We start from the raw sequence: 11,633 nt of genomic DNA on the forward strand, positions 1-11,633 counted from the left end.
ATCATGCCCAAAGCGTAGCGGCAAATGCAGGGGCCAGAAAGAATGATATGCCCGCTGTGCGTGTTATTGCCGGGTGCGTTTGACCTTGCGTTTGACCTTGTCGGACTTGCGCTTCGCTTTGACCGCTTTGCGCTTTGGATTGGTGCGCCCAGCAGAGCCACCGCGCCCGCGCTTGCCGCCTTTGCCGCCCTGTGAAATCGCGTCACCTTCAAGCGTCAGCAGCTCCAGCGCGATGCCACCTGTAACCGGCACGGCCTCGGACAGGCGCACCGTGACCCGTTGCCCGACAGAGATCATCATCCCTGTGTCCGACCCCATCAGCGTGCCTGCATCCTGATCGAAATGGAAATACTCGCGCCCCAGCGACCGCATGGGCAGCAGCCCGTCGGCACCGGTTTCGTCCAGCTTCACGAAGGCTCCGAACCGCGCGATGCCGCTGATCCGGCCCGAGAACTCATTGCCGACACGTTCAGACAGATAAGACGCCAGATACCGGTCGGTGGTGTCCCGCTCTGCCACCATAGACCGGCGTTCGGTGTCCGAGATATGCGCGCCGGTCTGTTCGATATCCTCGATATCAAGCTGGCTCAGCCCGTCGTTGCCCCAACCATGTGCAGTGATCAGCGCACGGTGCACGATCAAATCCGCATAGCGGCGGATCGGAGACGTGAAATGCGCATAGGACCGCAGCGCCAGACCAAAGTGTCCGATATGCGCAGGCCCGTAATAGGCCTGCGTCATCGACCGCAGGGTCGACAGGTTGATCAGCTCGGCATCATCGGTGCCCGCCGCGTCATTCAGCAGTTTGTTCAGATGGCGCGTGTGCAGCACCTGCCCTTTGGCCAACGTATAGCCCGCCGCCTGCGCCGTTTCGCGCAGGGCGTCCAGCTTGGCCGGCGAGGGTTCTTCGTGAATGCGATAAAGCAGCGGCGTTTTCTTCGCCAGCAGCGTCTCGGCCGCCGCGACATTGGCCAGCACCATGAACTCTTCGATCAGGCGGTGCGCATCCAGACGGTCTTTAAAGTTCACCGACTTTACGGTGCCGTCCGCGTCCAGTTCGATCCGCCGCTCAGGCAGGTTAAGGTCCAGCGGCTGGCGTTCGGCACGTGCAGCTTTCAGCGCAGCGTAGGCGGCATAGATCGGCTTCAGAACAGGCTCTTGCAACGGGCCCGTGCGGTCATTCGGATTGCCGTCTATCGCGTCTTGCACCTCTTCGTAGTGCAACGAAGCAGGCGACCGCATCAGCCCGCGATGGAACGTATGGCCGATCTTGTTACCCTCGGCATCCAACACCATACGCACCGCGATACAGGCACGCGGCACGCCTTCGTGCAGCGAACACAGGTCGCCCGACAGACGATCAGGCAGCATCGGCACAACGCGGTCGGGGAAGTAAGTCGAATTGCCCCGTTTGCGCGCCTCGCGGTCCAGCGCAGAGCCGGGGGTGACATAGGCGGCGACATCCGCGATTGCGACCCAGACGACATGGCCACCCTCATTCTTGGGGTCTTCGTCAGCATGGGCATAGCACGCGTCATCATGGTCGCGCGCGTCAGAGGGGTCGATGGTGATCAACGGCAAATCACGCAGATCCTCGCGCCCTTTCAGGCCCTCGGGTTTCGCCGCATCGGCTTGCGCCATCACATCATCAGGGAAATCGTCGGGGATACCGTGCTGGTGGATCGCGATCAGGGACACGGCCTTGGGGGCGGACGGATCGCCAAGGCGTTCAACGATACGCGCCCGCGGCGACCCCATGCGGGCCTTTGGCCCCGATTGTTCGGCCTCGACCAGTTCGCCGTCTTTGGCACCGTGGGTTGCGTCACCGGGCACCCACCATTCCTTGTCCGACCCTTTATCGATGGGCACAATGCGCCCACCTTCGGTTGTCTTGCGGAAAATACCCAGCACCCGCTGCGGGTTCGCGCCGATGCGACGGATCAGCCGCGCCTCATAGTGAAAATCCTCGCCCTGAACCAAGGTCAGACGCGCGAGGATGCGGTCCCCTGCACCCAAGGCAGGGTCGGAGGCCCGCGGTATCACGAGCACGATCGGCTCTACGCCTTCGCCCTGCCATTCCATCGGTTTGGCAAACAGGTCGCCGTCCTTATCGGGGCCGGTAATCTGCAACACGGACACTGGCGGCAACCGGTCGGGATCTTGATAGCTGCGCTTGCGCTTTTCCAGATGGTCTTCGGCCTCAAGCTCTTTCAGCACGCGTTTCAGGTCAATCCGGGCCGCTCCCTTGATGCCGAACGCCTTGGCGATGTCACGCTTGGCGGTCAGAGTGGGGTTTTCGGCGATCCATTCAAGGATCTCGGGCTTTGAAGGTATTTTGCTCATGCTTCACGAGGTAGCACGCGCACCCCGCTTCGTCATGGGCAAATCGTCGATTGTATCCACGTCTGTCAATGTCGCGACCCGTGCAATGCGGTGATCAGGCAGCGTGGCGATGGTATCGGCCAGCGCATGTTCCGTCGACCAGCGGACGTTTTCAAACAGGCGCGGCGGCACGGGGCGGGCGCGTTTCAAGCCGATCAGCCAATAGCCCCCGTCCGGTGCAGGCCCGAACACCGCATCTTGCGACCCGAGCGCGCGAAACGCCTCTACCACCCGCGCGGCGGTCACACCCGGAATATCCGCCCCGATGACACAGACCGGCCCCGCAGGCGCACCGCGCAGCATGCGGCCCATGCGGTCGCCCAGATCGCCGCGCCCTTGCGGCCAGCGCGGCAGATGCGCGGGCCAAACGCGGCTGGACAGCCCTGCCCGATCCGGTGCGACAGCCAGCACCACCTGCCAGCGCGGGTCTTGCACACGACGGATCAAAGCGCGGGTCTGATGCCGGAACCACCACGCAGCGGCGGTCATGCCCAGATCACGGCCAAGCCGCGTCTTGACCCGCCCCGGCAGCGGCTCTTTCACCATGATGACAAGCGTGCGGTTCAAAGCGACAGCACCATCTCGCGATGATCAATGCCGGCGTCATCAAAGACCGGCCCCTGCGCCACGAACCCCAGCTTTTCGTAGAACCCCAAAGCATGCAGCTGCGCGCCGAGCTTCACGAAGCGCACGGCAGACTCCTTGCGCGCCTCTTCGACGGCCGCACGGATCAGCGCCGCGCCAAGGCCGGTACCGCGATGGGATTTGATTACACACACCCGCCCGATTTTGGCTGTGTCTCCTTTGATATGCATCCGCGCCGACCCGATGGGGAGCTCTTCTTCAGTCGCAAGGAAATGGGTCGCATCGCCGTCGCGGTCGTCCAGCTCTTCCGCCTCAGATACGTTCTGTTCTTCGATAAAGACAATGCGCCGCAGCAGGTGGCAACTGGCAAGGTCTTCGGTCACGGCGATATGGGCGGTCATGCAAAATAGTCCTTCAGGATGCGGGTATAAATTGATTTCAGCTGGTGAATCTGCGCCACCTCGACGTTCTCGTCGACCTCATGCATGGATTGACCGACCAGCCCAAATTCGACCACAGGGCAGTGGTGCTTCATGAACCGCGCATCCGACGTCCCGCCAGAGGTAGACAGTTCAGGCGTCACCCCCGTCTCTGCCTGCACCGCCTTGGAGACCAGATCGGACAGATCACCGGGGGGCGTGATAAAGCTTTCGCCCGATATCTTGACCTTCAGTTCGATCTGCACGCCAAAGCTGTCGCGGATCGCGGCGGCCTGCTCTTCCAGCCATGTGGTCAGGCTGTCGCCCGAATGCATGTCGTTAAAGCGGATGTTCACCGTCGCGCGGGTTTCAGCGGGGATCACATTGGTCGCGGGATTACCGGTATCGACCGTGACGATCGCCAACGTAGACGGGTCGAAATGATCAGTCCCTTCGTCAAGGGTATGCGAGGCAAGCTGGTCCATCAGCCGCATCATCGCGGGCATCGGATTGTTGGCGCGGTGGGGATAGGCCGCGTGACCTTGTTTGCCGATCACGCGGAAATGCGCGTTCAGGGACCCGCGCCGCCCGATTTTAATCATCTCGCCCATCGAATTGGGACAGGTCGGCTCACCCACCAGACAAACGTCCATCCGCTCGCCCGCGTCTTTCATGTAATCCAGCAAGGCGCGGGTGCCGTCGATGCCTTCGGCTTCCTCGTCTCCGGTGATCGCCAGCACAATCGATCCGTCGGGGGGCGTGTCGCGGACAAAGTCGATGGCCGCCGCAGTAAAGGCGGCCACACCGGATTTCATATCGGTGGTGCCGCGCCCGTACATAATGCCGTCTTTGATCTCTGCGCCAAAGGGCGGCATCGTCCAATCGGCCTCGTTCCCGATGGGCACGACATCGGTGTGACCGTTAAAGCCAAAGCTACGGGTGTTTCCCTGCTTGCCCCAACGCGCAAAAAGGTTCTTGATCCCGCCACGGTCGGCCCACGCACAGTCAAACCCCGCATCGGTCAATAGATCGTACAACACCTGTTGTGCCCCCCCATCTGCGGGGGTGACCGACGGGCAACGCACCAGTTTGGCGGTTAGGTCTACTGGGTCGATGCTGGTCATGTCAGGGCTCCTTCGGCATGTTTCGCAGTGTTGCCCTACATTTGTGAGGAAAACACGCGGAAGCCAAGGGGGCGAGGGTATGCCCTAGTCGAAAAACGGCGTCATTTGCGCAATGATGACCGAGTTTTCATCCAGCGCCCGCGCCATCAGCGCGCGTTCATCCTCGTCGATTTCGTGGCCTTCTTCTTCGCGCTCGGCAAGGGTGCCGTATCCGGTCACGTCCAGTGGGTTCGTGTCTGCCTGTTTGAGAATGGCAACCGTTTCGCGTACCGCTTCTGCCTCGTCGATACCAGACGCAAAGCACATCAACGCGGCACCGGTCGCCTTATCCGGCAAGCCGTCACCGTCCTTGCGCCCGATTTCGACCAACAAGGTATAAACCTGCTGGCGCGACGGTTTCTTGGGTTTCTTCTGGTCAGACATAAAAAGGGCCACCGCATTAAGATGCGGCAGCCCTATCGTGTTCTGTGACGTCTGAAAAGGGTCAGCTACGTCCGCGTACCAAACGTGTGACCCAAATCAACAGGCAGGCCCCGATGACGCCGACGACCAGCTGACCAATCCAGCCACCCAAGGTCGCACCGACGATTGTCATCAGCAGGAAGTTGGCGACGATCGCGCCAATGATCCCCAGAATAATGTTCATGATCAGCCCCATATCGGACTTCATGATCTTTTCCGCGATCCAACCGGCCAGACCACCGACGATTATTGCTGCGAACCAACCCAGACCTGTCATTTCAAATTCTCCATAAATCTTGTTTCATAGAGTGAACTCACAGGTCTGTGAAAAGGTTCCCTTAGTCGCGCAGCAGCTCGTTGATCGAGGTTTTGGAGCGGGTCTTTTCGTCGACGCGCTTCACGATCACGGCGCAATAAAGGTGCACACCGTTCTTCGACGGCATGGACCCCGCCACAACGACCGACCCCGCTGGCACTTCGCCATAGAAGACTTCGCCGGTTTCACGGTCGAGGATTTTGGTCGACTGGCCGATGTAGACCCCCATCCCCAGAACAGAGCCTTCGCGGACGATACAGCCTTCGACCACCTCGGAACGCGCACCGATAAAGCAGTTGTCTTCGATGATTGTCGGGCCAGCCTGCATGGGCTCGAGCACGCCACCGATGCCAACGCCACCCGACAGGTGGACGTTCTTGCCAATCTGCGCGCAGGACCCGACGGTCGCCCATGTGTCAACCATTGTGCCGCTGTCGACATAGGCACCAATGTTCACAAAGGACGGCATCAGCACAACGCCGGGCGCGATATAGGCCGATTTGCGCACGACACAGTTGGGCACGGCGCGAAAGCCTGCCTCTTTCCAGTCGGCATCGTTCCAGCCTTTGAACTTGCTATCGACCTTGTCCCACCAGCCGCTGCCCTGCGGGCCGCCGTCTTGCTGTTCCATATCCTTGATGCGGAAGCCCAGCAGGACCGCTTTCTTGGCCCATTGGTTCACATGCCAGTCGCCGTTCTCCATCTTTTCGGCAACGCGCAGCTTGCCGCTGTCCAGCGCGGCCAGCGTGTCTTCGATCGCGTCACGTGTTTCGCCGGTGGTGGCCGATGTGATCGTGTCACGGGCATCCCAAGCGGCTTCGATGGCAGTTTCAAGTTGGGCGTTCGACATGGGTGTAGCTCCGGCGAATGAGGGTCAAATGTTGCGACTGGCTATACAGTCGTCAGGCCCGTCGTGCAATGACGTCGGATGGCGTGGTCATTTGCGCCAAAGGCGGGCATGTTGCGATAAAGGGCGCAAACCGCTCGGATAGACCGGAGAGTATGATGACCGATTCAAAACGCCACCCCCTGCGGCAGGCCGGCGACGACCGCGCCACAGCACAGGATGTTCCCGACACGCCGCAGACGCGGGCCCCGGCCTACCGGCTGGCCTTTACCGATGATGATTTTATGTGCCGTCAGGAATTACGCCCCGTCCGGCTGCAACTTGAACTGCTGAAGCCAGAGATGGCGTTGGATGCGCATGGCGTCAAATCCACCATCGTGCTGTTCGGCGGCGCGCGTATTCCGGCCCCCGCACACAAAGACAAGGCGCGTACAAAAACGCTGGCCGACCTGTCGCATTTCTATGATGAAGCCCGCGAATTCGCGCGGCTGATGACGCTGAAATCGATGGAGAGCGACGGTCAGGATAATGTCATCGTCACAGGCGGTGGCCCCGGCGTAATGGAAGCAGGCAACCGCGGTGCCATCGACGCAGGCGGGCAATCCATCGGGCTGAATATCGTGCTTCCGTTTGAACAGGCCCCGAATGAATATGTCACACCCGAGCTGTGCTTTAACTTTCACTACTTCGCGATCCGCAAGATGCACTTCCTGATGCGTGCACGTGCGATCTGCGTATTCCCGGGCGGTTTCGGCACCCTGGACGAGATGTTTGAGACGCTGACCCTGATCCAGACAGGCCGGATGAGCCGTGTGCCGTTCCTGCTGTTCGGTCGTGCCTTCTGGGAAAAGATCATCAACTGGGATGCGCTGGCCGACGCGGGCACGATCTCTGATCAAGATCTGGACCTGTTCCAATTTGTCGAATCCGCCGACGAGGCGATGAAACTGATCGAAAACTGGGATACAGCCCCCGCCCGAGAGGAAGTCCCCGGGCGTTCCAAATAAAAGTTCTGGTCAGATCACACGCACAGATCAGCTGGAAGCACACAGACCTCTACGTGATGCGGCAGCGTTTCCAGAACGGAACCGTGGTCCGTATCACGTACCCCATAGCCATAGCCGGCCAGACGATGTTTCCATTCGCGGTAGGACAAGGCGCTTTCGCGTTCGCGCGTGACAAGCGCCAGTACATCGGCAGTGATAAAGGCGTCGTTTTTAATAATGATAGTCATTGCAGTATCGCTCCTGATTGTGTTGTCGATGGAAACAATATTCTGGGCGATGATGACTTAATTTCTGCTTAAATGTGGCGCACCCAAGGTCATTTCACGGTGAGCGCGCCACAATCGACCGCTAAAAATACAAACAGCCGCCCCAGATCGGGACGGCTGCATCATGCTATTCGTTTGACGCTAAGGGGTTACATCCCTGCGTCTGCCTCGATCTGCTTGCGCGATTTGCGTTCACGCTCGGTCGCCGATTTCAACTGACCACACGCGGCCATGATGTCTTCGCCGCGTGGTTTACGCACAGGCGAGGCATAGCCGGCCTGATACACAATCTCGGAGAACGCGCGGATACGGTTATTCGACGACCGCTTATACGGTGCGCCGGGCCATTCGTTGAACGGGATCAGGTTAATCTTGGCAGGGATACCTCGGATCAGCTCTATCAAACGGTGCGCATCTGCGTCTGAATCGTTCACACCATCCAGCATCACATATTCAAACGTGATCCGTTCAGAATTGCTGACCTTGGGATAGGCCCGCAGCGCCTCTATCAGCTCTGCGATGTTCCAGCGTTTGTTGATCGGCACCAGCTTGTTACGCACCTCATCCGTGGTCGCGTGGAACGACACAGCTAACTGACAGCCGATTTCCTCGGCTGTGCGTGCGATCTCTGGCACTACACCCGAAGTCGATAGGGTGATCCGGCGGCGTGACAGCTGGATGCCCTCGGGGTCCATTGCGATCTTCATCGCGTCGCGCACGTTTTCAAAGTTATACAGCGGCTCGCCCATGCCCATCAGGACGATGTTGGACAACAACCGCGGTGCCTCTGAGATGGTCCCGGGCACGGGCCATTCACCCAGATCATCCCGCGCCACCATCACTTGCCCGATGATCTCGGCCGCAGTCAGGTTGCGCACAAGTTTCTGCGTACCGGTGTGGCAGAAGGAACACGTCAGGGTACACCCAACCTGCGAGCTGACACATAGCGTGCCGCGGCCTTCTTCGGGGATATACACCACCTCGACCTCATGACCGCCCGCGATGCGCACCAGATACTTGCGGGTGCCATCCTCTGACACCTGTTTGGTCACGACCTCGGGCACTTCGATCACAAACTTCTCGGCCAGCTCGGCGCGGAATGCTTTCGACAGATTGGTCATGTCGGCAAAGTCACGGGTGCCCCATTGATAGATCCACTGCCAGATCTGTCCGACGCGCATCTTCGCCTGCTTTTCAGGCGTACCTTCGGCAATCAGCGCAGCGCGCATGGCGTCACGGGTCAGCCCGACAAGGTTCATCGGCCCCTCCGCCTGCTTGCGCGGAATGGTCATGACATCTTGAGTGATCGGCGCGGTCGCAGACATGGGGATTCTCCGGTGTGCAGGGGTTTGAGCGCTCTATATAGGGATTTTTCCCTAAATCAAAAGGAAACGCCGCATTGCTGACGCAGCCTCAGTGCATAGCTGGGACCGTCAGGTGCCACTTACAGGCAGTGTAGGACCCAAGAAAAAGCCCCGCCAAGGGCAGGGCTTTGCATTCAGATCAGGCGGAAAACCTTAGCCGCCGCAGCGTTTGGCAGCATCGTCAACCGCGGCTGTGAACCCCAGCAACGAGAACGTGTCTTCGGTCTGGGTGCCACGGCCCGAACGGCCCGTCAGCTTGGCGTCAGAACCGCGCTTCATGGCGGCGATGATCTTGCTGTCATCCTCGGTGGTTGCAGGCCAGGCCCACTCGCCCTCGGTGAACAGTTCAAACGTGGTGCCGCCAATGTTCATGTTGACGGTCGACCCAGAAGCAAAGGGGTAGCCGCCGGTAAAGGCCACCTGACCCTTGGCACCCGCGCTTGGACGGTAGAAGACCATCAACAAAGTCTGGCCTCTGCTCACAGATACAACGCGGCCATCCCGTGAGTTCACGGATTCCTTCGGTGTGGACACGCCCCAACATTCGGTCGGGTTGTCTTCGACAAATACGCTCCAGTCCGTCTCTGCCGCTACGCGGTTCGTGCTTTGCGCTTGCGCGAATACGCTGCCTGCGCTCAGGCCCGCCAACGCCGCCGCTAAACCAATCGTCCTAAAGTTCATCATCTACCTGGGCCTCCAGCCGCCATTAACCTCAACATCACTACAATCCCCCAATGGCAGCCCTTCGGGAGGCGCTCTTGTCAAAGGAACTGTATTTCTTTCGTCAACAAGCATAATAACGTCAAACAGGCGACACACGAAACCCTGATTGGCAGGAATTCGCCAACGAAAAGGACAAATCATGGCCCAAGCAGCCCCCTTTGCCGAAATCTGGCGTGGTCCGTTTCTCGAAAGCGTGCATTCGGGTCATGCGGTGGTCTGTGACAGTAGCGGTCAGATCCTGCACGCCTGGGGGGATCCCGACACGGTGATCCTGCCTCGGTCCTCTGCCAAAATGATTCAGGCGCTGCCTCTGGTCCAGTCTGGCGCTGCGGATGCCTATGGCCTTGGCCCGCAACATCTTGCCCTTGCGTGCGCATCGCATCAGGCAGCGGATCTGCATGTGGGCATAATCTCTGACTGGCTTGATACTTTGGGACTGGACGACAACGCCTTTCGCTGCGGAGCAGCCGAACCGGGCGACGTGGCAGCGCGCAATGCACTGGCCTGCGCAGACAAGCAGCCGTGCCAAATTCACCACGAATGCTCTGGCAAGCACGCGGGCTTCCTGTCGGTCAACACACATACGGGCGGCGGTGCCGATTACGAAAAGCCGGACCACCCCGTGCAGCGCGCCTGCCTTGAGGCATTTGAACGGGTGACCGGCACCACGTCTCCGGGCTTTGGCATCGACGGCTGCTCTGTCCCGAATTTTGCGACATCCCTACATGGCATGGCCCGTGCGATGGCGCATTTTGCCGCCGCGCCTGATGGTTCGGCCGAGGCGCGGTTGCATCAAGCCATGCGTTTGCATCCCGACCTTGTCGCTGGCGAAACCCGCGCCTGCACCAACCTGATGCGTGCGACGAACGGCAAAGTCGCGCTTAAGACCGGTGCCGAAGGCTTCTTTATCGCGATCCTGCCGGATCAGAAAATCGGCGTGGCACTCAAGGCCGCCTGCGGCACCAAACGCGCCGCAGAATGTGCGATTACATCGATCCTGATCAAACTGGGTGCGCTTGACCCGAACCACCCCGAGGCTCTGAAATACCGCAACGCCCCGATTGAAAACCGTCGCGGCATCATCACCGGCATGCTCAAGCCCGCAGCGGGATTTGCCTAAAGCCGCTTCCAAATGGTGCAAAATCCCGGGGTATGGGGCAGCGCCCCATGCACCTCTCGGAATTAGCTGACGAATTCGTGTTTGGCGTACCCCTGCACGTAGAGCAGCGCCGTCAGGTCGCCAAAGTTGATACGGACATCGCATTCGGCAGCGACCGCAGGCTTGGCGTGCAACGCCACCCCCATGCCGGCGCGGGCCAGCATACCCAGATCATTGGCCCCGTCGCCGACAGCGATCACATCGGCCTCGGTCAGCCCCAGCCGCGCGGTGATCTGTTCCAGCGCATCGACTTTGGCCTGCTTGCCAAGGATCGGCACCCCCACGTCGCCGGTCAGTACCCCGTCTGAGGCCAGCAATGTATTCGCGCGGTTCTCGTCAAACCCAAGCGCTTTTGCTACGGCCGCGGTAAACGCCGTGAACCCGCCCGACACAAGCGCCGCGTAGGCACCATTCGCTTTCATCGTGGCAAGCAGGGTCTTGCCGCCGGGCATATGGGTGATCCGCTCTGCCAAAACGCGCGTGATAACGGCTTCGTCTAGCCCCTTCAGCAGGACGACGCGTTCGCGCAGCGCCTCGTCGAAATCCAGCTCGCCGTTCATGGCGCGAGCGGTGATCTCTTTTACGCGGTCGCCCACACCAGCCTCATCGGCCAATTCGTCGATGCATTCTTGCTGGATCATAGTGCTGTCCATGTCTGCCAGCAGCATCTTCTTGCGCGCCCCTTCAGACGGGGTGATCACCAAATCAACGCCCATCCCCTGACATTCGGCCCAGACATCCCAACGATTGCCGGGCATTCGCTTCATGTCAAAGCGCGCGGCTTCGTCCGGCGCCAGCCAAACGGCATCCCCGCCCCCCCATGCATTTCGAACAGCATCGACCAAAGACGCCTCAAGTTGCGGGCGTTGAGGAGAGGTTAACAGGGTCACACTATGCATGGGGTAGGTCCGTTCGCGTCAATTCAATCTGGGGCGCATCTGCGCATTGTTTTACCGAGGTTTCCACCCCTGTTTCAGGG

13 protein-coding genes are annotated in these 11,633 nt (G+C 60.0%); 2 read left to right on the plus strand and 11 right to left on the minus strand.

Annotated elements, in window-relative coordinates; all coding sequences use genetic code 11:
- Nucleotides 1-63: 63 nt before the first annotated feature.
- From rnr to dapD, 7 genes are all read right to left on the minus strand, one after another.
- A complete protein-coding gene (gene rnr, locus BLQ98_RS04120; RefSeq protein WP_093732077.1) occupies nucleotides 64-2,343 on the minus strand; it encodes a ribonuclease R in 2,280 nt (759 codons plus the stop codon).
- A 3-nt stretch (nucleotides 2,344-2,346) separates the two neighbouring features.
- Complete coding sequence (locus tag BLQ98_RS04125) at nucleotides 2,347-2,949, minus strand: TIGR04282 family arsenosugar biosynthesis glycosyltransferase (protein WP_093732078.1); 603 nt, start codon at nucleotides 2,947-2,949, stop codon at nucleotides 2,347-2,349.
- Nucleotides 2,946-3,368 carry a GNAT family N-acetyltransferase gene (locus BLQ98_RS04130; RefSeq protein ID WP_093732079.1) on the minus strand — a complete coding sequence of 141 codons (423 nt, stop codon included), beginning with the start codon at nucleotides 3,366-3,368 and terminating at the stop codon, nucleotides 2,946-2,948. The genes BLQ98_RS04125 and BLQ98_RS04130 overlap by 4 nt, the downstream gene beginning before the upstream one ends.
- A complete protein-coding gene (dapE, locus tag BLQ98_RS04135) occupies nucleotides 3,365-4,510 on the minus strand; it encodes a succinyl-diaminopimelate desuccinylase (protein WP_093732080.1) in 1,146 nt (381 codons plus the stop codon). Before dapE ends, BLQ98_RS04130 begins: the two co-directional genes overlap by 4 nt.
- Before the next feature lie 84 nt (nucleotides 4,511-4,594).
- Nucleotides 4,595-4,933, minus strand: a complete 339-nt coding sequence (locus tag BLQ98_RS04140; RefSeq protein WP_093732081.1) for a DUF8846 family protein — start codon at nucleotides 4,931-4,933, stop codon at nucleotides 4,595-4,597.
- Nucleotides 4,934-4,994: 61 nt separating this feature from the next.
- Entirely contained in the window at nucleotides 4,995-5,249 is a 255-nt protein-coding gene (locus BLQ98_RS04145; protein WP_005850538.1) for a GlsB/YeaQ/YmgE family stress response membrane protein, read from the minus strand.
- Nucleotides 5,250-5,310: 61 nt separating this feature from the next.
- A complete protein-coding gene (gene dapD / locus BLQ98_RS04150) occupies nucleotides 5,311-6,138 on the minus strand; it encodes a 2,3,4,5-tetrahydropyridine-2,6-dicarboxylate N-succinyltransferase (RefSeq protein ID WP_005850539.1) in 828 nt (275 codons plus the stop codon).
- Between the two features lie 152 nt (nucleotides 6,139-6,290).
- On the opposite strand from dapD, the gene BLQ98_RS04155 reads away from it, so the two are divergent.
- Nucleotides 6,291-7,142, plus strand: a complete 852-nt coding sequence (locus BLQ98_RS04155) for an LOG family protein (RefSeq protein ID WP_093732082.1) — start codon at nucleotides 6,291-6,293, stop codon at nucleotides 7,140-7,142.
- Between the two features lie 14 nt (nucleotides 7,143-7,156).
- On the opposite strand, the gene BLQ98_RS04160 is transcribed toward BLQ98_RS04155, so the two are convergent.
- The 3 genes from BLQ98_RS04160 to BLQ98_RS04170 all read right to left on the minus strand — a co-directional run bounded on the left by BLQ98_RS04160 (nucleotide 7,157) and on the right by BLQ98_RS04170 (nucleotide 9,456).
- Entirely contained in the window at nucleotides 7,157-7,369 is a 213-nt protein-coding gene (locus BLQ98_RS04160) for a hypothetical protein (protein ID WP_093732083.1), read from the minus strand.
- Nucleotides 7,370-7,557: 188 nt separating this feature from the next.
- On the minus strand, nucleotides 7,558-8,733 hold the full coding sequence (rlmN, locus tag BLQ98_RS04165) for a dual-specificity RNA methyltransferase RlmN (protein ID WP_074636544.1): 1,176 nt from the start codon (nucleotides 8,731-8,733) through the stop codon (nucleotides 7,558-7,560).
- A gap of 192 nt (nucleotides 8,734-8,925) precedes the next feature.
- Nucleotides 8,926-9,456, minus strand: coding sequence for an invasion associated locus B family protein (locus BLQ98_RS04170; protein ID WP_093732084.1), 531 nt, complete (start codon nucleotides 9,454-9,456; stop codon nucleotides 8,926-8,928).
- Nucleotides 9,457-9,634: 178 nt separating this feature from the next.
- Here BLQ98_RS04170 and BLQ98_RS04175 point away from each other — a divergent pair, with 178 nt between their 5' ends.
- Nucleotides 9,635-10,615, plus strand: coding sequence for an asparaginase (locus BLQ98_RS04175; RefSeq protein WP_093732085.1), 981 nt, complete (start codon nucleotides 9,635-9,637; stop codon nucleotides 10,613-10,615).
- Between the two features lie 62 nt (nucleotides 10,616-10,677).
- Here BLQ98_RS04175 and serB read toward each other — a convergent pair whose 3' ends face one another.
- Nucleotides 10,678-11,553 carry a phosphoserine phosphatase SerB gene (gene serB, locus BLQ98_RS04180; protein ID WP_093732086.1) on the minus strand — a complete coding sequence of 292 codons (876 nt, stop codon included), beginning with the start codon at nucleotides 11,551-11,553 and terminating at the stop codon, nucleotides 10,678-10,680.
- Nucleotides 11,554-11,633 lie beyond the last annotated feature (80 nt).

It is taken from the genome of Sulfitobacter litoralis (assembly GCF_900103185.1).
In the GTDB taxonomy this organism is placed as follows: Bacteria; Pseudomonadota; Alphaproteobacteria; order Rhodobacterales; family Rhodobacteraceae; genus Sulfitobacter; species Sulfitobacter litoralis.